26 protein-coding genes and 1 riboswitch are annotated in these 24,672 nt (G+C 62.4%); of the genes, 10 read left to right on the forward strand and 16 right to left on the reverse strand.

From position 1 onward, the window contains the following. Window positions 1-66: 66 nt before the first annotated feature. The 8 genes from NITMOv2_RS04325 to thiC form a co-directional block, all read right to left on the reverse strand. Window positions 67-1,206 (reverse strand): hypothetical protein, encoded by a 1,140-nt coding sequence (locus tag NITMOv2_RS04325; protein ID WP_053378720.1) that lies wholly within the window; start codon window positions 1,204-1,206, stop codon window positions 67-69. Between the two features lie 101 nt (window positions 1,207-1,307). Next, window positions 1,308-1,613, reverse strand: a complete 306-nt coding sequence (locus tag NITMOv2_RS04330; RefSeq protein WP_238590461.1) for a HepT-like ribonuclease domain-containing protein — start codon at window positions 1,611-1,613, stop codon at window positions 1,308-1,310. Between the two features lie 20 nt (window positions 1,614-1,633). Then, complete coding sequence (locus NITMOv2_RS04335) at window positions 1,634-1,933, reverse strand: nucleotidyltransferase family protein (RefSeq protein WP_053378722.1); 300 nt, start codon at window positions 1,931-1,933, stop codon at window positions 1,634-1,636. A 179-nt stretch (window positions 1,934-2,112) separates the two neighbouring features. Further along, complete coding sequence (gene ygfZ, locus NITMOv2_RS04340; RefSeq protein WP_053378723.1) at window positions 2,113-3,192, reverse strand: CAF17-like 4Fe-4S cluster assembly/insertion protein YgfZ; 1,080 nt, start codon at window positions 3,190-3,192, stop codon at window positions 2,113-2,115. A gap of 4 nt (window positions 3,193-3,196) precedes the next feature. Further along, complete coding sequence (locus NITMOv2_RS04345; RefSeq protein WP_053378724.1) at window positions 3,197-3,640, reverse strand: response regulator; 444 nt, start codon at window positions 3,638-3,640, stop codon at window positions 3,197-3,199. Window positions 3,641-3,713: 73 nt separating this feature from the next. Beyond that, window positions 3,714-4,229, reverse strand: a complete 516-nt coding sequence (locus NITMOv2_RS04350) for a tetratricopeptide repeat protein (protein ID WP_083447734.1) — start codon at window positions 4,227-4,229, stop codon at window positions 3,714-3,716. 145 nt (window positions 4,230-4,374) lie between these two features. Continuing rightward, the gene (locus NITMOv2_RS04355; RefSeq protein ID WP_053378725.1) at window positions 4,375-5,175 is read right to left on the reverse strand and encodes a sulfide-dependent adenosine diphosphate thiazole synthase; all 801 of its coding nucleotides are present in this window, start codon (window positions 5,173-5,175) and stop codon (window positions 4,375-4,377) included. Window positions 5,176-5,184: 9 nt separating this feature from the next. Further along, on the reverse strand, window positions 5,185-7,092 hold the full coding sequence (gene thiC, locus NITMOv2_RS04360; protein WP_083447735.1) for a phosphomethylpyrimidine synthase ThiC: 1,908 nt from the start codon (window positions 7,090-7,092) through the stop codon (window positions 5,185-5,187). Between the two features lie 85 nt (window positions 7,093-7,177). Beyond that, window positions 7,178-7,280: riboswitch (TPP riboswitch) on the reverse strand. Between the two features lie 157 nt (window positions 7,281-7,437). Here thiC and nadA point away from each other — a divergent pair. The 3 genes from nadA (at window position 7,438) to lspA (ending at window position 12,054) form a co-directional block, all read left to right on the forward strand. Then, a complete protein-coding gene (gene nadA / locus NITMOv2_RS04365) occupies window positions 7,438-8,541 on the forward strand; it encodes a quinolinate synthase NadA (protein WP_053378726.1) in 1,104 nt (367 codons plus the stop codon). 166 nt (window positions 8,542-8,707) lie between these two features. Next, window positions 8,708-11,521, forward strand: a complete 2,814-nt coding sequence (gene ileS / locus NITMOv2_RS04370) for an isoleucine--tRNA ligase (RefSeq protein WP_053378727.1) — start codon at window positions 8,708-8,710, stop codon at window positions 11,519-11,521. After that, entirely contained in the window at window positions 11,518-12,054 is a 537-nt protein-coding gene (lspA, locus tag NITMOv2_RS04375) for a signal peptidase II (RefSeq protein ID WP_053378728.1), read from the forward strand. The genes ileS and lspA overlap by 4 nt, the downstream gene beginning before the upstream one ends. A 189-nt stretch (window positions 12,055-12,243) precedes the next feature. On the opposite strand, the gene NITMOv2_RS04380 is transcribed toward lspA, so the two are convergent. Continuing rightward, window positions 12,244-13,119: an undecaprenyl-diphosphate phosphatase gene (locus NITMOv2_RS04380; protein ID WP_053378729.1), complete on the reverse strand. Its 876-nt coding sequence runs from the start codon at window positions 13,117-13,119 to the stop codon at window positions 12,244-12,246. A 271-nt stretch (window positions 13,120-13,390) separates the two neighbouring features. Between NITMOv2_RS04380 and NITMOv2_RS04385 the strand changes: the two genes are divergently transcribed. The 5 genes from NITMOv2_RS04385 to NITMOv2_RS04405 all read left to right on the forward strand — a co-directional run bounded on the left by NITMOv2_RS04385 (window position 13,391) and on the right by NITMOv2_RS04405 (window position 18,735). Continuing rightward, window positions 13,391-14,080 carry a helix-hairpin-helix domain-containing protein gene (locus tag NITMOv2_RS04385; protein ID WP_145976168.1) on the forward strand — a complete coding sequence of 230 codons (690 nt, stop codon included), beginning with the start codon at window positions 13,391-13,393 and terminating at the stop codon, window positions 14,078-14,080. A 154-nt stretch (window positions 14,081-14,234) separates the two neighbouring features. After that, the gene (locus NITMOv2_RS04390; protein WP_053378731.1) at window positions 14,235-15,482 is read left to right on the forward strand and encodes an efflux RND transporter periplasmic adaptor subunit; all 1,248 of its coding nucleotides are present in this window, start codon (window positions 14,235-14,237) and stop codon (window positions 15,480-15,482) included. Between the two features lie 43 nt (window positions 15,483-15,525). Then, complete coding sequence (locus NITMOv2_RS04395; protein ID WP_053378732.1) at window positions 15,526-16,236, forward strand: ABC transporter ATP-binding protein; 711 nt, start codon at window positions 15,526-15,528, stop codon at window positions 16,234-16,236. Beyond that, entirely contained in the window at window positions 16,236-17,471 is a 1,236-nt protein-coding gene (locus NITMOv2_RS04400) for an ABC transporter permease (protein ID WP_053378733.1), read from the forward strand. The genes NITMOv2_RS04395 and NITMOv2_RS04400 overlap by 1 nt, the downstream gene beginning before the upstream one ends. Window positions 17,472-17,496: 25 nt before the next feature. Beyond that, a complete protein-coding gene (locus NITMOv2_RS04405) occupies window positions 17,497-18,735 on the forward strand; it encodes an ABC transporter permease (RefSeq protein WP_053378734.1) in 1,239 nt (412 codons plus the stop codon). A 19-nt stretch (window positions 18,736-18,754) separates the two neighbouring features. Here the strand turns inward: NITMOv2_RS04405 and NITMOv2_RS04410 are convergent, their stop codons facing one another. From NITMOv2_RS04410 to NITMOv2_RS04435, 6 genes are all read right to left on the reverse strand, one after another. Then, the gene (locus NITMOv2_RS04410; RefSeq protein WP_053378735.1) at window positions 18,755-19,972 is read right to left on the reverse strand and encodes a cyclic di-GMP phosphodiesterase; all 1,218 of its coding nucleotides are present in this window, start codon (window positions 19,970-19,972) and stop codon (window positions 18,755-18,757) included. 73 nt (window positions 19,973-20,045) lie between these two features. Beyond that, complete coding sequence (locus NITMOv2_RS04415; protein ID WP_053378736.1) at window positions 20,046-20,651, reverse strand: RusA family crossover junction endodeoxyribonuclease; 606 nt, start codon at window positions 20,649-20,651, stop codon at window positions 20,046-20,048. 7 nt (window positions 20,652-20,658) lie between these two features. Then, entirely contained in the window at window positions 20,659-21,099 is a 441-nt protein-coding gene (locus NITMOv2_RS04420) for a division/cell wall cluster transcriptional repressor MraZ (protein WP_053378737.1), read from the reverse strand. Between the two features lie 13 nt (window positions 21,100-21,112). Next, the gene (locus NITMOv2_RS04425; RefSeq protein WP_053378738.1) at window positions 21,113-21,319 is read right to left on the reverse strand and encodes a helix-turn-helix domain-containing protein; all 207 of its coding nucleotides are present in this window, start codon (window positions 21,317-21,319) and stop codon (window positions 21,113-21,115) included. Between the two features lie 105 nt (window positions 21,320-21,424). Next, the gene (locus NITMOv2_RS04430) at window positions 21,425-21,778 is read right to left on the reverse strand and encodes an FmdB family zinc ribbon protein (protein ID WP_053378739.1); all 354 of its coding nucleotides are present in this window, start codon (window positions 21,776-21,778) and stop codon (window positions 21,425-21,427) included. A gap of 3 nt (window positions 21,779-21,781) precedes the next feature. Continuing rightward, window positions 21,782-22,603: a ComF family protein gene (locus tag NITMOv2_RS04435; protein WP_083447736.1), complete on the reverse strand. Its 822-nt coding sequence runs from the start codon at window positions 22,601-22,603 to the stop codon at window positions 21,782-21,784. A gap of 140 nt (window positions 22,604-22,743) precedes the next feature. On the opposite strand from NITMOv2_RS04435, the gene NITMOv2_RS04440 reads away from it, so the two are divergent. Both NITMOv2_RS04440 and NITMOv2_RS04445 read left to right on the forward strand, forming a co-directional pair. Then, window positions 22,744-23,442: an ABC transporter ATP-binding protein gene (locus NITMOv2_RS04440; RefSeq protein ID WP_053378741.1), complete on the forward strand. Its 699-nt coding sequence runs from the start codon at window positions 22,744-22,746 to the stop codon at window positions 23,440-23,442. After that, a complete protein-coding gene (locus tag NITMOv2_RS04445; RefSeq protein WP_053378742.1) occupies window positions 23,439-24,368 on the forward strand; it encodes a dihydroorotate oxidase in 930 nt (309 codons plus the stop codon). The genes NITMOv2_RS04440 and NITMOv2_RS04445 overlap by 4 nt, the downstream gene beginning before the upstream one ends. Window positions 24,369-24,370: 2 nt before the next feature. On the opposite strand, the gene NITMOv2_RS04450 is transcribed toward NITMOv2_RS04445, so the two are convergent. Then, window positions 24,371-24,640, reverse strand: coding sequence for a LuxR C-terminal-related transcriptional regulator (locus NITMOv2_RS04450; RefSeq protein ID WP_053378743.1), 270 nt, complete (start codon window positions 24,638-24,640; stop codon window positions 24,371-24,373). Window positions 24,641-24,672 lie beyond the last annotated feature (32 nt).

The raw sequence follows: 24,672 nt of genomic DNA on the forward strand, positions 1-24,672 counted from the left end.
ATCCAGCAGATCCATCCAAGACAGACTTGCCGGCTAGACTGTTCTTAAGCGGGCAGCGGGTCGGACTCAACGACCTTGCCCGCCGGTGTGGCTATAGAACTGGCTCGTCGAGGGAATCTGTGTGAGCGAGCCGTGCGGGACGCCGAGGGGTTGGATTTGGGGAAAAGCCGGTTTGGCCGATGGGGCTACTGGGGATGAGAGCGAGGGAGTCTGACTGAGCGAACCATGGGGCACGCCGAGGGGTTGGATTTGCGGAAAGGCCGGGATGAGGGGCTGGGTGGGGAGTGTCACGGCTTCTCTGAGCCTGTTCCGAGATGCGGCGGAGGGAAAGTCGCCAGGCTGCGGAGAGGATGGCGAACCGGCTCGCAGCCCTTGGTCAACGCCGAGAATTGGGATTGGCGGGACGGTCGGTTGGAAAATCAGCCCACCGATCATCGCAGGAATGGTCTGCCCCGCAGAGATTCCAGTGGTCCGGGATTCCGAGGCCATGGACTTCACGTGTAACTGGTCCAGTAGCTGCTGGCGCTCGGCCAGGAGCGCCTGAATCTGCTCTTGCGACTGCGCCGTTGCCAGCGCCTGGTTCGCCGCGTCGAGCTGCTGCCGTAATCGGTCAGTCTCGATCCGCAAGGACGCCAACTCGTGTTTGGCGCTGTCATTGTCTCGCAGCGCGGCGATCGCCTGAACGGCTTCCTTGCGATCGACCTGCGCGGTGAGGTCTACGTGGATGACGACCGCGCCGTTGTCCGCCCGCGCCGAGGTCTGCTGATCGAGCACGATGATGCTGCCGGCGCTGTACGCGCGCAGCTCATCGCGAGTGACATCCAGATTCTTGATCTCCGTCACACTCTCCAGATAGGTCGCAGCTTGCTCAAGCGCCTGTCGCTTTGCGGACTGGATGGCCATGCGCACCGCCGCCGCATGGGTGTCGTATGCGCCCATGCGATAGTCGCTGCTCACGGTGACGACGTGGGTCGTAGGTTCCTGATGGCCTTGGGTTGGAACGGGCACGGTGGATCCGGCCTGTGATGTCATCTCCGAATACAGCGGTACGGCGAGGCGACGGTAGGGCTCGGGGATCGACTGCAGATCGTTGGTGAACCTCGGCGTGCCGGCAGCATCCGTGTAGCGATAAATCTGCGATGTCGCGAGCAAGGAAGTGACGCTGAATAGGAGGGAGCACGCGATGAGGGGAGAGACAAACCGCATGACGGCACCGCACCTTTCGATCCGTCACTCGCGCGTGTATCACTATAACAGATGGGGGTATCGTGCGGAGATGGGAAGAACTATTTAGATGAAGAAAGTCTTCATTCGAGCTCTCTGAGCAATCGCTGTACGGCTGTTTCGAGGCTGGGGAGCTTGTGCTGCACGATGTCCCACACAATCTCGCCATCGATGCCGAAGTACTCGTGGATTAAGATATCTCTGAGCCCCGCGATCTTTTTCCACTCCACGCCCGGCGCCTTGGCGCGAATAGAGTCGGGGACGCTCTTAGCCGCCTCCCCGATAATTTCCAGATTACGGACGACGGCGTCGAAAGTTTTGTCGTCTTGGATGAATGCCGCTTTGGCAAGACCTGCTGTATATGACCGCACCTTGTGGACGGCGTCCAAAATATCCTCGAGGGTAAATCCTACAGTCCCGAGGCATACACCGTTTCGCGCTGGATGATCGGGCGGAGCCGCGGCTTAATCGTATCGGCCAGGACGAGATCGACGCGGCATCCAAAGAGGTCTTCCAGGTAGGCTTTCAGGTCCATATAGGCGTCGAAAGACTTCTCGGCAAGGTCCACGACAAAGTCCAGATCGCTGTTGGAGGTCGCTTCACCCCGAGCAGAGGATCCGAACAGCCCAAGGCGACGTACGCCGAACTTCTTGAGTGTGTCTCGGTTTTGTTCGATGAGCCCGAGGATTTGTTCTCGGCTTTTTAACATAAGACCGAACGTATTCTCTGGCCTGTTTGACTGTGGATATCGTCAGCCGACCATCTCAACCTTCTCCACAGTAATGCTTTTCCTTTTGGCCTGCAAGCGGAAGCTGTGGCTTGGGCACCTGCGACTTACTTCATGCAGCCACATAGGAGGAGCGTTTGCGTCCTTCGCTTATTGCAGCGCTAGAACGGAAGCGGGTGTACTTTCGCGTCGAGCTTCTTGCCTTCGACTTCGACGGTCAGTTCGGTGCCGGGTTTGCTGAAGTCGCGGAGGGGAAAGCCGAGCGCGATGATCTGTCCCAGCTTGGGCGAGCGCACGGCGCTGCTGATCCAGCCGACCTCGCGGTCTCCGCTGAAGAGCTTCGCTTTGGGCGGCGGGATCGTAGAGTCCTTGAGGACGAGCCCGACTAGATGGCGGCGGACGTTGCCGTAGGTATCCATGCGGGCGACGACTTCCTGACCGGGGTAGCAGCCCTTGGTGAGGCTGAAGGCCTTGCTTTCCAGATTGGCTTCAGGCGGGACGATTTCTTCGTTCAGCTCAGGCCCGGCTTTCGGAATCCCGGCTTCGATGCGGAGCGCTTCTCGGGCTTGGCTGCCGATCGGCTCGATGCCGTAGGGTTTGCCTGCGTCCATCAACCGTTCCCAGGCGACCACGAGTCCGTCGGCCGGGATCATCACTTCATAGTCCTGCTCGCCGGTCTCTTCCGTCCGGATGATCAGCGCGGTTTGGCCGCCGATCGTGGCCGAGATGAAATTGATCGGCTTCAGATCGGCGACGTCGCTTCCGAAGGCGGCCTTGATTACGTCGGCGGCTTTCGGTCCGCTGACGAGGAGGAGGCCCCGACTCTCGACGCAATTTTCCATTTTCGCCTTCGTGCCGTAGAGAAGGAACTTCCTGAGCGCTTGGTAGGTCGTCTCGCCGATTTCGCCCACGTCTTCCAGCATGACCGCGTCGGCCTGCATATAGACCCGGAAGTAGGTGAGCATCTTGCCTTTGTGCGTAAGGAAGCTGGAGTAGCGGCCCTGGCCCGGCTGAAGCGGCAGGATGTCGTTGCTGATGACGCTTTGCAGCCATTTGACGCGATCGTCCCCCGTCACGCGGATCTTCCCGCGGTGGGACAGATCGGCCAGGCCCACGGCCTCCCGCACGGCCCGATACTCGGCTGCTACGTCGCCGTAGTGGGCGGGCATCTCCCAGCCGGTCGCCTCTTCGAACGTGGCGCCGAGTTGGGCGTGGCTGCTATGCAATCGCGATTGTTTCATCTGTTTAATTTTGAATTGAGGATGTTGAGTCCAATTCAACATTCAACAGTATCTCTTTAATCAGCTCTTTCGTCCGCGCCGAGAATTCATTGCGCGACACGATCTTTGTCACGCCGAGCGCTTTGGCGCGGGTCCACGTCTCCACTTCTTCATGGTTGGCGAAGGCCAGGACCGGCAGCTGCTTCGAGGCCGGGTCGGCTCGGAGCGCTTCGAGCGCCTTCAAGCCGTCGACCGACGGATCGTTCATGTTCAGCACGGCCGCCGCCGGCTTGAGCGCCGAGGCTTTCTCCTGTACTTCGTCCTGCGCCCGAGCCCGCTCCAACGTGTAGCCCTGCGGCTTCAGCGCATCGCGCAGCTTCGTGTAGAAGAAGATATCGTTGACGGCGACGAGAATGGTCTTCTGGTCTATGCGGTCTGTCTTGTCTATCTGGTCGATGTTTGTATTCATGCAGATCCTCTTGTGCTAGCGATTCACCACACTAGATAGACCAGATAGACGAAATAGACCAGACAGACCGGTTTCAATTCAGCGAACTGATCAACCGTCCCAGCGCTCGTTTGGCCAACGCGTAGTTCGGGTTCAGCGTCAGCGCTTTCTTGTACGACTCGATGGCTTCGGTCCATTGGCCCTTGCGCTCGTAGACGCGCCCCAGGTTCAGATGAGGGAAGGCGGGACTTTCGTATCGCTTGGCCTGCATGGCTTTCTGGAACCAGGGGATCGCCTCGTCGAACTCGCCTTTCTCGATCAGATAGGCTCCGATGTCGTTGTAGGGATTCCCGAAGTCGGGATCCTGGCGGATCGCGTTGTGGCACTCTTCGATCGCCTCATCCAGCCGGCCCATGAAGCTGTAGGTCCAGCCCAAAAACGTATAGGCCTCGGCCGTCGGGTGGATGTTCAGAGACTTCTTGTAGAGGTTGACCGCCTCTTCCAACTCGCCCTTCATCTGGCGTTCGTAGGCCTGCTGGAACAGCTGCCAGGCTTCGCGCTTGTCTTCTTCGCGGCCTTCGCCTTGGATTAGAAAGTCCTGTACGTCCATGATGCGGCTTCTGAAAAAGGCCCCCGGCGTCGTTCTCAGTCGTCCGAACTCCTCGACGTACTCAGCACAGTACGCCTCCGGGTTCGTCCTCCCTGCGGCCTAGCCGGACGGCCTTTTTGAGAAGCCGCAGGAAAGGGAGAGAGAATTACTCGTTTTTCAGCTTCTTCTTAATCAACTCGGCGCCGTATCGGCCGGACAGTAGCATCGAGCCAAAGGCTGGACCCATGCGGGGCGTCCCATGGACAGCAGCCACTGCCAGGCCGATGACGAAGCAGTTTGGATACACTTCGCCGGTCCGGTCCATCACTTCTTCTTCGGAGCGCGACACCCACATGGCGCCGTTGCCCGGGACCGGCTTGTAGAGATTGCGCTTGTGCAGCAACTCCACCACGACGGCGTCGTGTCCCGTGGCATCGACGACGATCTTGCTTTCGAGCGCGATTGGATCGACGTGGATGATATCATGCCCCGCCATCTCGGCCGTCGTGTTGTTCACCACGACGCCTTCCAGCACGCCGTCCCGCCGTAGAATTAAATCCACGACGCGGGTCAGATTCAAGACCTTCGCGCCGCCCCGGTAGGCGGCGGCCACCAAGGCTCCAGTCGCGTGCGGCGGATCGACCATGTACATCCCGTCGCAGTCCTTGATCTTCTTGCAAGGCACGCCGATTTCTTCCAAGATTTCGTTCGCCGGTTCGCAGATCGTCGCCTTGTTCATTAAATAGCCGCCGTGCCAGAACCCGCCGCCCAAGGCCAGGCTTTGTTCGACAATCAACGTCCGGAAGCCCATCTTCGCCAAGTCGTGCGCGCAAATGAGCCCCGAAGGCCCGGCACCGACGATGATGACGTCGCTCTCGATGAGTTGATCGAACTCCTTATAGTATTCGCGAGCGATCTGTCTCGTGATATCGCGCTCGCGCAGAGGAGCTGGTTTTGGCTTTGCCATATAGACTCCTTACCGGTAGATCTCTGAGCCGGCCTTTTTGAACTCCTCGGCCTTTTCCTTCATCCCGATTTGGATCGCCTGTTGCTCGTCCAAGTGTTTTTGCGCGGCGTAGTCGCGCACGTCTTGGGTGATCTTCATCGAGCAGAAGTGCGGCCCGCACATGCTGCAGAAGTGCGAGACCTTCGCGGCGTTGTCCGGCAAGGTTGCATCGTGGAACTGCTTGGCCGTTTCGGGATCGAGCGAGAGGTGGAATTGGTCTTCCCACCGGAACTCGAACCGCGCTTTCGACAGCGCATTGTCGCGGATCTGCGCGCCGGGATGGCCTTTCGCCAAATCGGCCGCATGAGCCGCGATCTTATAGGCGATCACGCCGGCTTTGACGTCTTCCCGATCCGGCAATCCTAAATGCTCTTTCGGCGTCACGTAGCAGAGCATCGCGCAGCCGTACCAGCCGATCATGGCGGCGCCGATGCCCGAGGTGATGTGGTCGTACCCCGGCGCGATGTCGGTCGTGAGCGGCCCCAGCGTATAGAACGGCGCCTCATGGCAGGCCTTGAGCTGCTTTTCCATGTTGACCTGGATCATGTGCATCGGCACGTGGCCCGGGCCCTCGATCATCACCTGCACGTCGTGCCGCCAGGCGATCTTCGTGAGCTCGCCCAACGTCTCCAGCTCGGCGAACTGCGCCTCGTCGTTGGCGTCGGCGATGGAGCCCGGCCGCAAGCCGTCGCCCAAGCTGAAGGCGACGTCGTAGGCCTTCATGATCTCGCAGATCTCTTCGAAATGGGTGTAGGCGAAGTTTTCCTGATGATGCGCCAGGCACCACTTGGCATGAATCGACCCGCCGCGGGAGACGATTCCCGTCATCCGCTTCGCCGTCATCGGGACGTACGCGAGTTTTACGCCGGCGTGGATGGTGAAGTAATCGACGCCCTGTTCCGCCTGCTCGATCAACGTGTCGCGGAAGATCTCCCAGGTCAGCTCCTCCGCCTTCCCGCCGACTTTCTCCAGCGCCTGATAGATCGGCACCGTGCCGATGGGCACCGGGGCGTTGCGGATGATCCATTCGCGCGTCTCATGGATGTTCTTGCCGGTGGAGAGGTCCATCACCGTATCGGAGCCCCACCGGATGGACCAGATCATTTTCTCCACTTCTTCTTCGATGGACGAGGCGACGGCCGAGTTGCCGATGTTGGCGTTGATCTTCACCAGGAAGTTGCGCCCGATGATCATGGGCTCGCTTTCGGGATGATTAATGTTGGATGGGATGATGGCCCGGCCCCGGGCCACTTCATCGCGCACGAATTCGGGCGTAATCGCCGCCGGGATGGCCGCGCCCCACGAAAATCCGGGATGCTGCGCCGTGCCGCCGCCGTGGCCGTTGCGCGAGGCCAGCTCGCGGGCGACTTCGCGCGATTGATTTTCGCGGATGGCGATGAACTCCATCTCCGGGGTGATGATGCCCTTCCGCGCATAGTGCAGCTGCGTAACGTTCCTGCCGGGCTTGGCGCGCAACGGCTTCCGGATGTGCTGGAACCGCAGCTCGGCCAGCTTCGGGTCGGCGGCCCGCATCCGTCCGTAGGCCGACGTGACGGAGGGCAGCTCATCCACATCCTGCCGGTCCAGGACCCATTGCCGGCGCAACGGCGGCAACCCGGCCCGTACGTCGATGGAGACGGCGGGATCGGTGTACGGTCCCGATGTATCGTACACGGTGATCGGCTCATTTGGGGTCACCGTGCCATTCATGGACTTCGTCGGCGTCAAACTGATTTCTCTCATCGGCACGCGGACGCCCGGCTGCTGGCCGCTCACATAGATCTTGCGCGAGGCGGGAAACGGCGTGGTCGAGAGTGTCGACGTCGGCACGCCATGCCCGTTGCCGTTCGCCGAACCGTTGCTCGTATGGTCACCCATGGTGGGTCCTTTCGCTCGGATGTTGGAAGCGGCATAAAAAAAGCCGCACTGCTTACAGAAGGAGTGCGGCCGAATGCTCACAATACCGCTCTGGAACCGGCTTCCCTACGCTGGTATTACCCAGGTCAGGTTGTGAGGGTCGTCCGACCTTTCGGACTCTCAGCCTCGAGGCACCCCTAGCTATATAGGTCGAATCGTATGCTTCATCCCGGAGCGAAGTCAATTGCCTCTTAGGCCTAGCATCAACCACACGAATGGTCCGTTGCTAGGGCTTCTTTCCGCTCGGTGATTCGTTGATTGTGGGGAATGCCTGTCGTAGAATCACTCACTTGCAGAGGGGCCTGCATGAATACTGTCGCCACCATACCAAGACCCATCGCCGACTATCAGTCTCTGTCCGCGGAAGAATTATGCGAGCGGACCAGGGCGGCCAAGCGGGCGCTCGGCGAGCGCGTCATGATCCTCGGCCACAACTATCAACGCGATGAAGTCATCCAGCATGCGGACTTCCGCGGAGATTCGTTGTTGCTCGCCAAGCTGGCGGCCGAGCGGTCGGAGCGGCCATATATCGTATTCTGCGGCGTGCATTTCATGGCGGAGACGGCCGACATCCTGAGCCGGTCCAACCAGACCGTCATTCTGCCCGACATGGCCGCCGGCTGTTCCATGGCCGACATGGCCGCCATCGAGCAGGTCGATCAATGTTGGGAGCAACTTGGCCGCGTGGTCCCCGTCGAAGAAGCGGTGATGCCGGCCGTCTATGTGAATTCAGCCGCGGTGCTCAAGGCCTTCTGCGGCGAGCACGGCGGGATCACCTGCACGTCCTCCAACGCCAAGGCGGTCATCGAATGGTGCTGGGCGCGGCGCGAAAAGATTTTGTTTTTCCCGGACGAGCACCTCGGCCGCAACACGGCCAACAAGATGGGCGTGCCGCCCGACCAGATGATTGTCTGGGATCCCTACCAGCCCTACGGCGGCAACGGCAAAGAGGCGATCAAGCGCGCCAGGCTGATTCTCTGGAAAGGCCACTGCAGCGTGCACCAGATGTTTCAGCCGGCGCACGTCGATCATTTTCGCAAGCAGTATCCGGAGGGCAAGGTCATCGTCCACCCGGAATGCCATGAGGATGTCGTCAACAAGGCGGACTTGATCGGCTCCACGGAGTTCATCATCCGCACCGTCACGGCGGCGCCGGCCGGCACCGTATGGGCGGTGGGCACGGAATTGAACCTGGTCAATCGCCTGAAGCAGGAGCTGCCCGACAAGAAAGTGTTCTTCCTCTCCTCGACGATCTGCCAGTGCGCCACCATGTTCCGCATCGATGCGCCGCACCTCTGTTGGGCCGTGGAAAACCTCGCCGACGGCCACGTCGTCAATCACATCGTCGTCCCGGACGATGAGAAGCGGTGGGCCAGAGTCGCGCTGGACCGCATGATGGCGATCAGTTAGCCGCCTTCAGCCATCAGCGGTCAGCTATCAGCGAATGAATGAAAGGGGCTGGTGCCCCCACCCTCCGTTCCGGTATATTCCTCGCAAGCTACGCCAAAGCCTCCACACCGTTGCTTTTCCCATGCTGCGCTGATTGCTGAAGGCTGACAGCTTTAAGCTGGAAATCATGGACTACAAGGCCACACTCAACCTGCCCAAAACAGATTTCCCGATGAAGGCCAATTTGCCGCAGCGGGAGCCGGAGATGCTCGCCTGGTGGGAGCAGCAGCAGCTATATGAGCAGATCCAGCAGGCCGGGCAGGGGCGGCCGCGCTATGTCTTGCACGACGGACCTCCGTACGCCAACGGCCGCATCCACATCGGCCATGCGCTGAACAAAATCCTGAAAGACATCATCGTGAAGTCGAAGACGATGGCCGGCTTCCATGCGCCCTACGTGCCGGGCTGGGACTGCCATGGCCTGCCGATCGAACATCAAGTGATGAAGGAATTGGGCGAGAAGAAAAAGGACTTGGATGCGACGGCGATCCGGAAGCTCTGCCGCGACTACGCGGACAAGTACGTCAATATCCAACTGGACGAGTTTAAGCGGCTCGGCGTCTTCGGCGAGTGGCAGCATCCATACTTGACCATGACGCCGTCCTACGAAGCCACGATCATCCGCGAATTCGGCAAGTTCGTCGAGCGGGGCGGCGTCTATAAAGGGCTCAAGCCGGTGTTGTGGTGCACTCAGGACCAGACGGCATTGGCCGAGGCCGAGGTCGAATACGACGATCACACCTCGCCGTCCATCTACGTCCGTTTTCCGGTCGTCAGTTCACCGCCGGTGCTGGCCAAAACCTTTCCGGGCGTCTCGTTCCCGGAAGGCGCCAAGCTCGTGTCCATCATCATCTGGACGACGACTCCTTGGACATTGCCCGCCAATCAAGCGGTCTGTCTCCATCCGGAGATCGACTATGCCTTCGTCCAGGCCGGCGACGAAGTCCTGATCATCGCGGAGAAATTGTTGGACAACGTCGCCCAAGCCTGCAAGCTGGACAACTACCGCATTGTCGGCGTGAAAAAGGGGAAAGAAGGATTCGAGGGCCTCGAAACTCAGCGCCCGCTTTCGACCGGATTGTCGCCGATTCTGTTGGGCGATTTTGTGACGCTCGACCAGGGCACCGGCTGTGTCCACATTGCGCCGGGGCACGGGATGGAAGACTACGTGCTGGTGCTGAACCATAACGCGCAGGCCTCGGCCGGCGAGAAGCTGGAAATTCTGGCCCCGGTGGACAACGCCGGCCGGTTCACCGAGACGGTGAAAGAATTTGCCGGCCTGCATGTCTTCAAGGCCAACCCGAAGATCGTCGACTTTCTGCAGGGGAACGGCCGCCTGCTGGGCCATGGCTCGCTGAGCCATTCGTATCCTCACTGTTGGCGCTGCAAGAGCCCGGTCATCTTTCGCGCGACGGAACAGTGGTTCGTCTCGATGGAGACGAACGATCTGCGGAAGGACGCGCTGGCGGAAATCGACCGGGTGCGCTGGATCCCGGCCTACGGGCGGGATCGCATCACGGGCATGATCGAGAACCGCCCCGACTGGTGTCTCTCACGCCAGCGCGTCTGGGGCGTGCCGATTCCGGGTTTCACGTGCGGGAGCTGCCATACGGTCATGGCGGACCCGAACGTGATCGAGCACATCGCCACGCTGATGGAATCCAAGGGCGCCGACGTGTGGTTCGAGCGGACGGCGGCGGAGTTGCTTCCCGCCGGGACCACCTGCCGCCAGTGCGGCGGGACGGCGTTCGAAAAAGAGCACGACATTCTCGATGTGTGGTTCGAGTCCGGCGTGAGCTATGCGGCTGTGTTGAAGCCGCGCAAATGGTGGCCGGCCGATCTCTATCTCGAAGGCTCCGATCAGCACCGCGGCTGGTTTCACAGCGCCTTACTGGCGGGGGTGACGACCGACCGGCGCGCGCCCTACACGGCCGTGCTGACGCACGGTTTCGTGGTGGACGGGCAGGGCAAGAAAATGTCCAAGTCGGCCGGCAACGTCGTGGCGCCGCAGGACGTCATCACGCAGTCGGGAGCGGAAATCCTCCGGCTCTGGGTGGCGGCGCAGGACTATCGCGAAGACCTCCGCATCTCGCAGGAGATCCTGAATCATCTGATCGAAGCGTACCGCAAGATCCGGAATACCGGGCGGTTCTTGCTGAGCAATCTGTATGATTTCGATCCGGCCAAGGATCGTGTGCCCTACGACCGGTTGCCCGAGTTGGATCGCTGGGCGCTCGCGCAGTTAGGCGAGCTGATCCGCCGTGTGCGCCAGGCCTATGACGAGTATGAGTTCCACGCGATCTTCCACGCGCTCAACAATTTCTGCTCGGTGGACATGAGCGCGATTTATCTCGATATTCTGAAGGACCGGCTCTATACCTTCCGGCCCGATTCACCCCTGCGCCGGGGATCGCAGACCGTGCTCTACGAGATTCTCCTGGCAATGACAAAGCTCATGGCGCCGATCTTGAGCTTCACGGCCGAGGAGCTCTGGCGGACGCTGGCAGCCCAGGTGCCGGGCGGGCTGGGAACCCCGAGCGTCCATATGGCGCCTTTTCCTCAAGCCGAATCGGTATGGCAGGACGGCGAGCTCGCCAATCGCTGGAACAAGCTGCTGACCTACCGGAGTCAGGTGCAAGGCGTATTGGAAGCCAGCCGGCGCGAGAAGGTCATCGGCTCGTCGTTGGAAGCCCACGTTCGAGTGCAGGCCGATGCGGACACGTACCGGTTTCTGCAGCCGTATGAGAAGGACCTGAGCACGGTTTTCATCGTGTCGAAGGTGACACTGACCACAGGATCGGGTGGCGAGGAGCCGCTCCGTGTCACGGTGGAAAAATCAACGGCCGGCAAATGCGAACGTTGCTGGAATTACCGCGAGGCGGTCGGCGCGAACGCGGCGCATCCCACGCTCTGTGATCGCTGCGTGGAGGCGATCCGGTGAAGGGCCCGGCGGTGCGTAATCTGTTGCTCGCATCCGTGACGGGGCTGGTGATCTTCTTCGATCAGCTGACCAAGCTGCACATCATGCAGACGATGCGGCTGCATGAGTCGATTCCGATCGTCCCGAATCTCTTCAGTCTCACGTACATCCGCAACCCCGGCGCCGCCTTCGGCCTGTTGGCCGGCAGCAGCAATGCGTTTCGGATGGTGTTCTTCGGCCTCACGTCGATTTTCGCCTTGGTGCTGCTCTGTACGATTCTGTATCGCATGCCGGAGCGGGATTGGGTCGGGCGCATCAGCGTGGCGGCGATTCTGGGAGGCGCGATCGGGAATCTGATCGATCGCCTGCGCTACGGAGAAGTGATCGATTTTCTCGACGTGTATGTCGAAAACTACCACTGGCCGGCGTTCAATGTGGCGGATTCCGCCATCACGGTCGGCGTCATTTTTCTGATCGTCCACTTTGCCTTCGAGAAGAAGCAACACCCGCCCGCCGCTCCTGAGAATACCTCGTCCTCCGTCTCGACCGCCTAACCCCGGCATCCAGAGAGACGCGTTCGCCGGGCGTCGTTCTCATGCCGGTCCAAGACCAGGCATCATGGCGGTGATCAGTCGACCACGCGGAATTCGATGGCCGTATCGATATGGGGATAGCTCAGAGGCGGGTCTTCTTCAAGTCTCGTGGACGGCCGCGGGCCGTCACGCGATCGGCCGTGGGTTGGATCAGCGGAACACGAAGAAGACCATCAGACCGAGCGCGATGCGGTAATAGGCGAACACCCGCAAGGTGTGGCGCTGCACGTAGGCCAGGAAGGCGGCGATCACCGCCCAGGCCACGAGAAACGACACGACCATGCCGATGCCAAGAGCAAGAAAATCCTGGTCGCTGAAGGTCGCCCGGGCCTTGTAGGTCTCGTAGACGGTGGCCGCGATGATCGTGGGGAGCGCGAGGAAGAAGGAGTATTCCGTCGCCACTTTGCGATCGAGCCCCGCCAGCAGCCCTCCGATGATCGTGGAGCCGGATCGCGACATGCCGGGAATGAGGGAGGCGCACTGCGCCACTCCGATCCAGACGGCTTCAGCGAGGGAGACCTGATCCAGAGTCATCGTGCGGCCCGGACGCGGCCTGGCTTCCACGAGCAGGATGATGAAGCCCCCGAGAATCGACGTGGCGGCCACCGTGCGCGGGGTGAACAAGTGCGACGTGATCCAGCCGTGGGCCAGCAGTCCCACGGCGGCGGCGGGGAGAAACGCCACGCCGAGGCCGATCATGAACCAGAGACTGGGATGAGCTTTCATGGATGTGTTCAACAGAGACCGCCAGCTCTCCCCGCGGCTCTCCGTCACCAGGCGGCGAAGATCGCCCTGTTCCTGCCAGGTTCCCGACAGGAGCCGGCCGATCTTCTCGCGCTCGAATACGATCACCGCCAGGATGGCGCCCAACTGGATCGAAATCTCGGCGTTCGCAGCGACGTCGCCGGTGAAGCCGAGCGCATGCCCGACCAGAATCAAGTGACCGGTCGAGGAGACGGGCAAGAACTCCGTCAGCCCTTCGACGATGCCCAGGATGACGGCGAGCGCCGCGCCCCATTCAGCCATGCCGGTGTCCCTTCCACCCGTCAGATGAGAGTCGCCGGGCGATCATCACAGAGCGCCGGTGATCCGTCAAGCCGGAGATCGGAGTCCGTCACTCTAACGTAAGGGGACCTACGTGCAAAGGGCGCTCAAATGTATTGACAAAGGCCATGGCTTGGCATACACACCAAGAGAAACGCGAGAAGGCTGGCGCGGCTCGCACGGCCGGAGTAGAATCAAGCCCTATCGGACTCGGCCCGAGGATCATTCGCAACCGGAGGAACGGGAGGACCGCATGAGACGGCAGTGGATTGCAGTCATGATCGCCGGCGCCATGTTGACGGCCGGCTGTGTCTCCACCAAGAAGTACGAAGAGGCGTTGAGCGATGCCGAAAACGCCAAGATGGAGCTGGAGAAAACGCGCCAGCAGAAGACGGCCATGGAGCAGCAGGTGCGCACGCTCAAGGAGCTGAATCTCAAGTTCGGCAATGAAGCCCAGGCGGCGCGGGACGAGCTGCAGCGCATCGAACATGGCCGCGACAAGGAACGCGGGACGATCGAGGCGCGCACCAAAGAATTGGAAGATAAGGTCAAAGCCCTGTCCGCTCAGAATCGCAACGTGCGGCAGGAGTTCGAGGACGTCAAACGGCATAATGAGACCCTCAAGTCGCTGGTCGCGCGCTATCAAAAGGAGCTGAAGGACCGCTCGCATGCGGCGGGCGGCATGACGCCCCCCGCCGCGCTCACGCCGAGCCATGCGCCGTCCGTGCCGGCCCCCTCGGCGCCGGCGGCCGGCTCCGCCGCGATGAACATCAACAAGGTTTCCGCGAGCGATCTGGTGCTGTTCCTGGGCCTCAAAAAAGACGAAGCCGACCGCATCGTGAGCAACCGGCCCTATAAAGTGAAGGGCGAGCTGGTGGCCAAGAACGTTGTCCCGAAGGAAACGTTCGACATGATCAAGGATCGGATTTCAGTCAGTCCGTAGCGCCCTCCAACGAGCGCCCGCATTCTGAACGGCCGTTTCTTCCACGGGAAGAACGGCCGTTCTGCTTTTCCGAGCCGCGCCGGCCGGCACGGGTGATTCCGACAGGGCTTCCTGCTAGAATGATCCGCATTCCAACCATAGCTCGGGAAGGCGCATGCGACGTCTGGGGTTGATTCTCGCGGTGGCGGCGATCGGCTTGGCGATCGGTGGCTACGTCTTTTTCAACGGGGAACGGAAGGCTCCGATCAGGTACCGGACGGCCCCGGTGGACCGCGGGTCGGTCGTGTCCATCGTCAGCGCCACCGGCACGATCAATCCGGTCGTCTCGGTGCAGGTCGGCACCCAGGTGTCGGGTATGATCAAAAGCCTCCATGCCGACTTCAACTCGCGCGTCAAGGCGGGCGACACGGTGGCCGTCATCGACCCGGAGCCGTTCCGCGCGCGGCGGGACCAGGCCGCGAGCAACCTCGAAATGGCGCGATCCAACGTGGCGCGGGCCAAAGTGGATTTGGCCCAGCGGAAGCGCGAGCTGGACCGCGTCCAGTCCCTCATCGCCCAGCAATTCGTCTCGCAAAACGACGTCGATGTGGCGCTCACGAACCAGCAGAGCGCCGAGGCGCAGCTGCGCGTCGCCGAGGCGCAGGTGAAACAGGCCGAAGCGGCGTTGAATTCGGCCGAGCTGGACTTGAAATACACCGTCATCCGCTCGCCCGTGGACGGCATCGTCGTCGCGCGGAACGTGGAAGTCGGCCAGACGGTGGCGGCGAGCTTCGCCACGCCGAATCTGTTCCTCATCGCGCTCGATTTGACCAAGATGCAGGTGGATACGAACGTCAGCGAATCGGACATCGGCGGCATCAGCGAAGGCAAGGAAGCCGCCTTCACGGTGGACGCCTACCCCGGCGTCCGGTTCGCCGGCACGATTCGCCAAGTTCGGCTGGCGCCGATCAACGTGCAGAACGTCGTGACCTATAACGTCGTCGTGGCGGTGGACAATCAGGATCTTCGCCTGAAGCCCGGCATGACGGCCAACGTGTCGATCATCGTGGCGCAGCGGGACCAGGCGCTCAGGGTGCCGAGCGCGGCCCTGCGGTTTACCCCGCCCGCGGGCGAGGGCAAGGCCGTGAAAGCCGACGGTCAACAAGCCGGCCGGCCGGCGGAGGCGCATGCGAACGGGCACCGGAAGACGATCTGGAAAGTCGGCCAGGGTGGAGACCTCGAGCCGATCCTGGTTCAGACCGGCATATCGGACGGCGTCTCGACGGAAGTGGTCGCCGGCCCGATTGCCGAAGGGGATCAGGTCGTGGTGGGTATTGAAACGCCGCGGGGGGAACGGCGAGCCGGGGACCTCCCGCCGGGGTTCGGCAGCGGCCAGCGGCGCGGTCGTGATCGCGGGCTGTAGCGCACCGGCGAACAGAAGACCATTCGATCCAAGAAAGACTGCCATGGCGCCGCTCATCCGTTGTGAACAGCTCTGGAAGATTTATCGGCTGGGCGATGTCGAGGTGCAGGCCCTTCGCGGCCTCGATCTCACGATCGAGCCCGGTGAATTCGTCGCGGTGATGGGCTCGTCGGGATCGGGCAAATCCACGCTGATGAACATCATCGGCTGCCTGGATCAACCGACGAGGGGCCGGTATTGGCTCAACGGCACGGATGTCGCCGCGCTCAAGCCCGATCAACTCGCCGAGATCAGAAATCAGCAGATCGGCTTCGTCTTTCAAAGCTTCAACCTCATCCCGCGCACCAGCGCCCTTGAAAATGCGCAGCTGCCGCTCTTCTACCGCGGGATGCCGCTGCGGGAGCAGCGCGCGCTCGCCGCCGCCGCCTTGGCTCGAGTCGGCTTGCAGGGCCGCGAGCATCATTACCCGACGCAGTTGTCCGGCGGTCAGCAGCAGCGGGTGGCGATCGCGCGCGCGTTGGTCACCGCTCCCTCGCTGCTCCTCGCGGACGAGCCGACGGGGAATCTGGACACGGAATCGAGCCGGGACATCATGGCGATCCTGGAGGGGTTGAACAAGGAACAGGGGATCACGATCATCCTCGTCACGCATGAACCGGATATCGCCGCGTATGCGTCGCGCGAGATCATCATCAAAGACGGCCGGGTCCTGACCGACCGCGGGGCCGCCGCTCTTCAGCCGGCGGAGGCGTGATGCCGGCCTTTCTCCTCTTGACGGTCCTCACCGCGGTGCGCATCCTCGGCCGCAATCGGCTGAGAGCGGGTCTTACCATGCTGGGCATCGTCATCGGCGTGGGCGCGGTCATCGCGATGGTGAGCATCGGCGAAGGCGCAAAAGCCGCGGTGTCGCAGCGGGTCGCGAGCATGGGAACCAACGTGATCATCGTCCTCCCCGGGGCGACGACGGCCGGCGGGGTGCGCGGCGGCCAGGGCGGCGCCGTGACGCTGACGGTTGCCGACGCCATGGATCTCAAGAAACGCGTGCCGCTGTTGCGCGAGACCGGCTGGGCCAAACGGGACGTCATGCAGATCGTCAACGGCAACCGGAATTGGAACGGTCCGGTCAACGGGATCTCGCCCAGCTATTTGACGATACGGGACTGGTCGTTCACGAGCGGCGGCCCTTTCACGCAGGCGGATGTCGACGCGGCCGCGCGCGTGGCGCTCGTGGGCCAGACCGTCGTGGAGAACCTCTTCGATCCGGGGGAAGAGCCGGTCGGGGCGATCATCCGGATCAAGAACGTGCCGTTTCGGGTGATCGGCGTGCTGGCGCCCAAGGGCCAGTCGGCGCAGGGCTCGGACCAGGACGACATCATTTTCATTCCGTTCAGCACGGCGGAGCGCAAGGTCTTCGGCACGCTGTTTCTGGGATCGGTCGGCGCCGTCTTCGCCTCCACCGAGCGGGTGGAGGACCTGAGCCCGGCGGTGGTCCAGATGCGGGAGACGCTGCGGCTGCGCCATCGGCTGCAGCCGGACCAGGACGACGACTTTACGATCCGCACGCAGGTGGACATCGGGAAAGTGCAGGAAGGCACGAGCGAGACGCTGACCATCATGCTGTTCGCCATCGCGTCCGTGTCGCTGCTGGTGGGGGGCATCGGCATCATGAACATTCTATTGGTGTCGGTGACCGAACGGACGAGGGAGATCGGCGTGCGGATGGCCGTGGGCGCCAAGCGGCGGCACATCTTGGTGCAATTCCTCATCGAAGCGATGACGTTGAGCCTGGTCGGCGGCTGTATCGGCATCCTGTTCGGCGTGCTGGGCGCCCGGTTGACGACGGTGATCGCCGGCTGGCCCACGATCATCTCCGGCAACACGATCGCCGCGGCATTCGTCTTTTCCGTGGCCGTCGGGCTGTTTTTCGGCCTGTACCCGGCGAACAAAGCCTCGCGGCTGAATCCGATCGACGCCTTGCGCTACGAATAACTCCGACGGGAGACCGGAGGCCTCCATGGCGCTACGGTTCTTCTTCCAAAGCCTGCGCGCCGTGCTCGCCCTCATCGGCCGCAACCGGCTCTCCACCGGTCTCAGCATCCTCGGCATCACCGTCAGTGTGGCGTTGATCGTCGCCCTCGTCAGCATCGGACAGGGTGCGCAATGGGCGGTCGAGCAGCAGGTGGCGACCATGGGCGACAACGTCGCCGTCGTCATGCCGGCCCCCCAACGTGCCGGATCTGTCCGGCAGTCGCAAGGCAGCGCGGTGACGCTGACCATCGGCGACGCGATCGCGTTGCAACGAGGGAGCCGGCTGGTGCGCGACGTCTGTTGGGGGCGGAGGGATCCGACGCAGGTCATCCACAGAAACCGGAATTGGCGGCTGCCGGTCGTCGGCATCAATCCGGGATGTTTTTCAGTCCGCGGCTGGACGCCGACCAGCGGCGAGCTGTTTACCGAGACTGAGATGGAGCGGAATGCCACGGTGGCGGTCCTCGGTCAGATGGCGGCGGAGCGGCTGTTCGCGGACGACGAGGACCCCGTGGGAACCATCGTCATGATCAAGCACGTCCCCTTTCGGGTCATCGGCGTGTTGAGCCCGAAAGGCGCGGCTCCCGCCGGGAGTGATCAGGACGACATCATTTTTGTTCCCTTTTCCACGGCTCAGCGCAAAGTTCACGGGGCCAAATTTTACGATTCGGTCGAAGCCATCTCGGTCTCGACTTATCGGAGAGAGGACCTCCCCGCCGTGGCTGAGGAGATGAGGCAGGCGTTGCGCGAGCGCCATAAACTTCGGGAGGGCGATCCCGATGACTTCGCGATCCGCACGCAGCTCGACCTTGCCTCGGTGTATGAAGGCGCCAGCCGGACGCTCGTTCGGTTTCTGATTGCCCTCGCGCTCATCGCCCTGCTCGTGGGCGGCATCGGCATCATGAACGTGCTTCTCGTGTCGGTGACCGAGCGGACGAGGGAGATCGGCCTGCGCATGGCGGTGGGCGCCAAGCGGCGCCACATCCTGACCCAGTTTCTCCTCGAAGCTATGACGCTCAGTCTGGCCGGCGGCTGCATCGGCGTCGTCCTCGGGATCGGCGGGGCGCGCCTGGCGTCGGTCCTCGCCGGATGGCCCACGATCGTCTCGGCCGATACGGTGGCGGTGGCCTGTGTTTTTTCCGTGGCGGTGGGGCTCTTCTTCGGCCTCTATCCGGCGAACAAAGCCGCACGACTGAATCCCATCGACGCGCTACGCTACGAGTAGCCCTCGTCGCGCGGCCAGGCTACGCCGCGCGGGAAGGCTCGAGAACCGTCTCAATGCTGCGGGTCTGCGGCTGTCCTTCCTGATGTGCCAGATCAACGACCAGCGGCGTGGAGTACCCGGCGCCGCTGGTGTCATGCGTGATGGCGACCACCGGTTGGTGCAAGGCCGTCGGATTCAAGTCGACGACGACGGCCAGTTCTTGCGTATTCAACCGCACCCGGCTGTGCACCGGGTAGATGCCTACGATCTTGATCAGGCGCGAGAGCACGTCTTGATCGAGGAGGCCGTCTTGCGCTTCTTGGTAGAGACGCTGGAGCGCCTGATGGGGGGCGAGCGGCGACGCGCCGCCGAAGCCCGTGATGAGCTCGTCATACCGATCGGTGATCATGAGGATGCGGGTCCGGATGGACGTAAACTCGCCGCGGGTCTCCGGCGGATACCCGCTCCCGTCGAGATAGGCGTGGTGCTCCCCGATCATGTGCAGGACCGGCGTCTCGAATCCTCCTCGCCGCTCAAGCATGAGAATGCTTTGGCGGGGATGCGTCTGAAACCGGCGCCGGTCCGCCTCCGAGAGGGGCGAAGAGGTGACGTGCGAGCGCCGGACGATGGCGGGCGGCAGTTGCAGCAGCCCGATATCGTGAAGGAGGCCGGCGGTCGCCAGCTCGTGGAGCTCCAAGGGATTCAACTGCACGGCCTGTCCCAGCATGAGCGAGAGGGTGCAGGTGGTCAGCGCATGCCGGCTCAGACTGGAATCGCCGGCCCGATGTTGGCTCAAGGCCATGAGGATGGCCGAGTTCGGCAAGGTGCGGGCCGCGATCATGATTTCCTGGATCGCTTCCGTCGTCTGGACGCGGGTGATCGTTCCGTGTTGTCGAACGGCGGCAAAGATCGAATGGACGGCCTGTTCGAGCTGCGCCCGTGCCAGCTTGGCCTGGGCATACTCTTCATTGAGTTGGGCCAGCGATTTCCGGCCCTCGACGGAAGGAGGCACGACCGGCGTAGGCGACGAGCCGTCGTCGGATGCCGGTTCAACGAGAGGGGCGCCGTTCAAGTCCCGCCCACGATCGGGATCGATATAGACGGTCTTGACGCCGGCGCGGACCAATCGCTCGATCTGCGCCGGCTCCTCCACGAGAAACGAGTGGCGGAGGAACGGCGAGCGCAGCCAGGAGAGATCCAACTTCGCGACGTACATCCCCACGTGCAGCTCGTACACCGGAATCTGTTTGCTCGGCATAGGACGGCGCTCCTGCGCGAACGCGGGTTCTCGGAACGATATCGGCTGGCCTGGTAAAAAACTGTAGGGGCTGCTAACGCGGGAAGTGCGGCTGCGCCGCCGCGGACAGCGACACTTCGATGCGGGGATTGGCGGTGTCGAGATCCTTGAACAGGTGCGTTTCGACGATGCGGTTGTCGTTGAGATTCAAGCCTTCGCACAACGCGTCCTGCGCGATTTTCAGGCCGCCGTCGACGTCGCGTCGCAGCGCCGAGGTGAAAAAGAACCGGATGGATAGGGCCAGCGGGCTGGAATGCAGCCGGCGGAGGAGCTCGCCGCGTGAGGGGGATTGCGCGAGGGCCAGCCAGACCTGTTCGCTGACGCACGTCTTATACGCGCGGCCGGCGGACGAGAGGAGCCGGCGGCCGTTCACCGTGGCATATTGGTGATTCACGCTCGGAGGAACCGGCAGCGTAATGGCCAGACGGTCTTCGGTGACGGTCGCGGGGAGCGAGGTGGGTGTTTTGAGGAGCGATGCCCGCCTCGGCGTCTTCGCCTGTTTCAGAATCGCGGCACGGTCGAGCGGCGATCCGCTGGCCGGCGTCGCGGCGCGGGACGGAGGGGCTGCCGCCCGATACGAGGTGACCCGAACGGCATGAGCGGAAGCGCGGGAGGTTCTACGTCCTAGGCGACGCGGCATGGACCGGCTAGAGAAGATTCAGAATCTTCGCCATGTTCTGCTCGTACCGGTCTTCGGCGCGGGCGAGGTAACGCCGCCACTCGCTGGGATTCCAGATTTCCATGCGGTGGTACAGGCCGACCAGGATGATTTCCTGATCTTCGTCGACCGGCACCAGCTTCCGCAGGCGGCCCGGAATGAGAATGCGTCCGGTCTTGTCGATGTCCGACGTGCCGGCCTCGGAGACGATGTGGTGCATGAACAGGCGGCTTTGATCCTCGTCCAGCGACGTTCTCGCCCGGTCGAGGACCTTTTCCCATTCTTTGGTCGAATAGATGAGCAGCGACTGCTCCGGCCCTTTCAAAAAGACGACCGCTTGTCCGTCGGCTTCGAGCTGCTCGCGAATCGGCGAGGGGACGATGAACCGCCCCTTTTCGTCGACCTTGCAGAGATATTCGCCGGCAAACATCGAGCCCCCGGTTCTATTCAGTTGAAGAGGACACGGCGCTTCGCGTGCGGTCGCGGATCCACTGCTCCAGGTCCGAACGCACGAACCGCCATTCTTTTCCAAGCTTGAAAGCGGGAATCTGCCGGCTGCGGAGATAGCGATAGAGCGTGCGGGGGGTGATCTTGAGATAGCGGCACGTCTCCGCCACCGTCATCAATTCGCTCTTCGGGGCCGTCCCCATCACTGTACCCGTGATTGTCCCGATGAAGGATCATATGGCTCCGACTCTGGCGGTATTCTAGGGATCAGCCGGAAAATGTCAAGTGAAAGTGTATGACAATGGCTGTCATAGACCGTCAGTGCCTGCTGTTCTCTCTCCATCCTCGGCGCCGTCTCCGGCTTGCTCCATCATCGCCTCCATGTCGTCGCCGAGGTCTTCTCCCATCTCGTCGCCCATCTTTTTCATGAACCGGGCGACGCTGTGGGGATCGTTCTCATCGATGTCGCCGATATGGCTGGGATCGGCCAAGGATTCCAGCCGCGCCTCTTCCGATTTGGGAGCCGCAAAACGGGACATCAGCCGTTCCATCTTCTGGCTCCCGCAATGGCGGCAGGCCGCCACCGACGCGTTGCGGTGGCTGATCACCAGGATGGCGCTGCGCTTCCTGCAGTCCTGGCACAGGTATTCGTAGATCGGCATACATTACCCTCCAAGCAATCCCGATTCCCGCCTGGCCCGCTGTGCCAGGATGCGATCCGGAACGAGATGGGCCTCCATCGTCCGGGCCAAGGTCAAGCCCAACACGTCTCCGGAGCCGGCCTGCCGCAAGACCGCGGCGCACTCGTCCATCGTGGTGCCGGTCGTAAAGACATCGTCGATCAGCAAAATGCGCTTGCCTGCAATCCGCTCCGGATGGCGCAGGGCAAAGGCGCCGCGCAGGTTCTTCAGCCGCTCCTTTCGGGTCAGGGTCGTCTGCGGCGGTGCGGCGGCGATGCGGATCAGATTGGTGAACGAAAGCGGCACGCGGAGGTGCCGTGCGATCCGGTCGGCCAGGAGCAAGGACTGGTTGAATTCCCGCTCACGAAGCCGTTCAGCATGGAGTGGCACGGGCATGATGTGGTCGATGGCTTCGAGCGGAGGGAGCCGATCGATTATGAGACGAGCCAATGCCGGAACCATGGCCACCTTCCCTCGGTACTTCAACAAGCAGATGGCGTCTTGAAGGGGAGGCAGATAGGGATACAGGGTCCAGGCTCTGGTATAGGCCGGCGGTTCCTCCTCGCAGGTCTGGCAGAGGCGGTCCGGGCTATGGATCGTGGCGACCGGCGAGGCAAACGGATGATCGCAGCGCGGGCATGACGAGCCCGTCAGCGGAGCGATCGTCGCCCAGCAACTTCGGCAGAACAGCGGAATGGGGTCGTCACTGAGCGGGGCCTCGCACGTTGCGCAATGGATCGGCAGGAGAAACCGAAGGGCCCGGCGGAACAAGGGAGGAACCGTTGGGGGAGTCGTGAGAGTCATCATGAAATCTACGCGCAGTCGGCCTGGGATCTTTTATGGCGAAGGGCCCGGCTGGTGTCAAGGTTGTCGGGTTGCGAATGGTTGTGTTATACGAGAGACTGTGTCGACGGCGCGTCGGTGCTGCGCGAGTTTTCCAACCCTCCATGGTCACACTGATTCACCTGTCCAAGATCTACCCGCGCGGCGATGCAACGGTGGCCGCCTTGCAGGACGTAAGCCTGGACGTCCAACGCGGGGAGTTCTGCGCGTTTATCGGGCCGAGCGGGTGCGGGAAGAGCACGTTGCTGAATCTCATCGCCGGGCTGGATCGGCCCACGTCGGGAGACATCGTGCTGGCGGGGCGATCCACGAAAGAGTGGTCGAGCGTCGAGTGGACGGCGATCCGGCGCGAGACGATCGGGATCGTCTTTCAAGCCTTTCACCTGGTGCACGGCCTTACCGCGGAGGAGAACGTGGCGCTGCCGCTCCTGTTGCGCGGCGACGACCGCCGTGTCATCGCGGCCCGCGTGGAGGAAGTTTTGGAGATGGTCGGGATGCGCGGGCGCCGGCGCCACCGGCCCGGCGAATTGTCCGGCGGCGAGCAACAGCGGGTCGCCATCGCCCGGGCGCTCGTGCACCGCCCGCGCGTGCTCTTGGCCGACGAACCGACGGGGAACCTGGACTCGCATCAAGGGGCGGACATCATGGCGCTCATTCGAGCCTTGGCCAAGGCGGGAGACCAAACGGTGCTGCTGGTGACGCATAGCGCGCATGCCGCCGGCTACGCCGACTACACGTGGCGCATGCAGGACGGCCGGCTGGTGGCCCGTACCGAGCGGGCGGCCGAACTGGTGGCCTCGTGATCGGTCTCTCGACGACGATCGCGGGGGTCAAATTCCCCGGCTGTTTCATGAACGCCGCCGGTGCGCTGTGCGTGACCCGTGACGAGTTGCTGGCGCTCGGGCGATCGAAAGCCGGCGCCATCGTCACCAAATCTATGACGATGGAGCCGCGTCACGGCAATCCGGAACCCCGCTACTATGGGTTCCCGGGCGGATCGATCAATTCGATGGGCCTGCCCAATCTCGGGTATCGGGCCTATGCCGACTTGATCCCGGAGTTGAAGCGCTGCGGTAAGCCGGTGATCGCCAGCGTCGCCGGGCTCTGCGAAGACGACTTTCCGACGATCGCCGAGGCGATCAACGCGGCGCAGCCCGATCTCATCGAAGTGAACTTGTCCTGTCCGAATATTCCCGGCAAACCGCAGATCGGCTACGACGCCGAGGCCTCGGAGCGGCTGCTGAAGCGCGTGCGCAGGGTCATCACGGTGCCGATGGGCGTGAAACTGCCGCCCTATTTCGATCCGGCGCATCATGACGCGATGGGGAAGGTCATCGGCCGGTGCGATGTGGATTTCCTTAACCTCATCAACTCGGTAGGCAACGGCTTGGTCGTCGATCCGGAGCGGGAAGCGGTCGTCATCAAGCCCAAAGGCGGATTCGGGGGGCTCGGCGGCACGCTCATCAAGCCGGTCGCGCTCGCCAACGTCCGTGCATTCTACAAGATCTTTCAGGGCCGGATTCCCATCATCGGCACCGGAGGCATCGTCGACGGGGTCGACGCCTTCGAGCATTTCTTATGCGGCGCCTCGGCCGTCCAGATCGGCACGGTGTTGGTGGAAGAGGGGCTGGAAGTCTTCGGCCGGCTGGAAACCGAGTTGGCGGCCCTACTGGAGAAAAAAGGCTACCGCGCGATCGAAGACTGCCGGGGGAAGCTGAAAGAATTGTAAGGTTATTTCGCGCCGAAGTTGCGGGGCAGGAGTCCCTGCTGGAGAGCTTGGCGGAGCAGTTGGGCGACGTTGCGCACATTCAGCCGGCGCATGAGGTTGAACCGATGCACTTCGACCGTGCGGACGCTGATCGCCAAGGCGTCGCCGATCTCCCGGTTGGTATGGCCCATCGCCACCATTTTGAGAATTTCCCGCTGCCGGGGCGTAATGTGCAGCGCCGGTTTGTGGTTGCGATCCAACTGAAGCGCGGTGTTGCCTCTGCTTCGCGGCATGCGGTGCTCCTCTTCGACGTTCGGAGAGAGTC

The organism is Nitrospira moscoviensis (assembly GCF_001273775.1).
Classification (GTDB): Bacteria; Nitrospirota; Nitrospiria; order Nitrospirales; family Nitrospiraceae; genus Nitrospira_D; species Nitrospira_D moscoviensis.

Excerpts from the sequence above, each read along its gene's own strand:
- NITMOv2_RS04420 (WP_053378737.1), bottom strand. The coding sequence starts at position 21,099 with ATGTTTGCCGGCGAATATCTCTGCAAGGTCGACGAAAAGGGGCGGTTC.
- NITMOv2_RS04425 (WP_053378738.1), bottom strand. The coding sequence starts at position 21,319 with ATGGGGACGGCCCCGAAGAGCGAATTGATGACGGTGGCGGAGACGTGC.
- NITMOv2_RS04350 (WP_083447734.1), bottom strand. The coding sequence starts at position 4,229 with ATGGACGTACAGGACTTTCTAATCCAAGGCGAAGGCCGCGAAGAAGAC.
- NITMOv2_RS04390 (WP_053378731.1), top strand. The coding sequence starts at position 14,235 with ATGCGACGTCTGGGGTTGATTCTCGCGGTGGCGGCGATCGGCTTGGCG.
- NITMOv2_RS04395 (WP_053378732.1), top strand. The coding sequence starts at position 15,526 with ATGGCGCCGCTCATCCGTTGTGAACAGCTCTGGAAGATTTATCGGCTG.
- nadA (WP_053378726.1), top strand. The coding sequence starts at position 7,438 with ATGAATACTGTCGCCACCATACCAAGACCCATCGCCGACTATCAGTCT.
- ygfZ (WP_053378723.1), bottom strand. The coding sequence starts at position 3,192 with ATGAAACAATCGCGATTGCATAGCAGCCACGCCCAACTCGGCGCCACG.
- NITMOv2_RS04385 (WP_145976168.1), top strand. The coding sequence starts at position 13,391 with ATGAGACGGCAGTGGATTGCAGTCATGATCGCCGGCGCCATGTTGACG.
- NITMOv2_RS04410 (WP_053378735.1), bottom strand. The coding sequence starts at position 19,972 with ATGCCGAGCAAACAGATTCCGGTGTACGAGCTGCACGTGGGGATGTAC.
- NITMOv2_RS04400 (WP_053378733.1), top strand. The coding sequence starts at position 16,236 with ATGCCGGCCTTTCTCCTCTTGACGGTCCTCACCGCGGTGCGCATCCTC.
- NITMOv2_RS04405 (WP_053378734.1), top strand. The coding sequence starts at position 17,497 with ATGGCGCTACGGTTCTTCTTCCAAAGCCTGCGCGCCGTGCTCGCCCTC.
- NITMOv2_RS04355 (WP_053378725.1), bottom strand. The coding sequence starts at position 5,175 with ATGGCAAAGCCAAAACCAGCTCCTCTGCGCGAGCGCGATATCACGAGA.
- NITMOv2_RS04415 (WP_053378736.1), bottom strand. The coding sequence starts at position 20,651 with ATGCCGCGTCGCCTAGGACGTAGAACCTCCCGCGCTTCCGCTCATGCC.
- NITMOv2_RS04325 (WP_053378720.1), bottom strand. The coding sequence starts at position 1,206 with ATGCGGTTTGTCTCTCCCCTCATCGCGTGCTCCCTCCTATTCAGCGTC.
- NITMOv2_RS04435 (WP_083447736.1), bottom strand. The coding sequence starts at position 22,603 with ATGATGACTCTCACGACTCCCCCAACGGTTCCTCCCTTGTTCCGCCGG.
- NITMOv2_RS04440 (WP_053378741.1), top strand. The coding sequence starts at position 22,744 with ATGGTCACACTGATTCACCTGTCCAAGATCTACCCGCGCGGCGATGCA.
- thiC (WP_083447735.1), bottom strand. The coding sequence starts at position 7,092 with ATGGGTGACCATACGAGCAACGGTTCGGCGAACGGCAACGGGCATGGC.
- NITMOv2_RS04335 (WP_053378722.1), bottom strand. The coding sequence starts at position 1,933 with ATGTTAAAAAGCCGAGAACAAATCCTCGGGCTCATCGAACAAAACCGA.
- NITMOv2_RS04450 (WP_053378743.1), bottom strand. The coding sequence starts at position 24,640 with ATGCCGCGAAGCAGAGGCAACACCGCGCTTCAGTTGGATCGCAACCAC.
- ileS (WP_053378727.1), top strand. The coding sequence starts at position 8,708 with ATGGACTACAAGGCCACACTCAACCTGCCCAAAACAGATTTCCCGATG.
- NITMOv2_RS04345 (WP_053378724.1), bottom strand. The coding sequence starts at position 3,640 with ATGAATACAAACATCGACCAGATAGACAAGACAGACCGCATAGACCAG.
- NITMOv2_RS04380 (WP_053378729.1), bottom strand. The coding sequence starts at position 13,119 with ATGGCTGAATGGGGCGCGGCGCTCGCCGTCATCCTGGGCATCGTCGAA.
- NITMOv2_RS04430 (WP_053378739.1), bottom strand. The coding sequence starts at position 21,778 with ATGCCGATCTACGAATACCTGTGCCAGGACTGCAGGAAGCGCAGCGCC.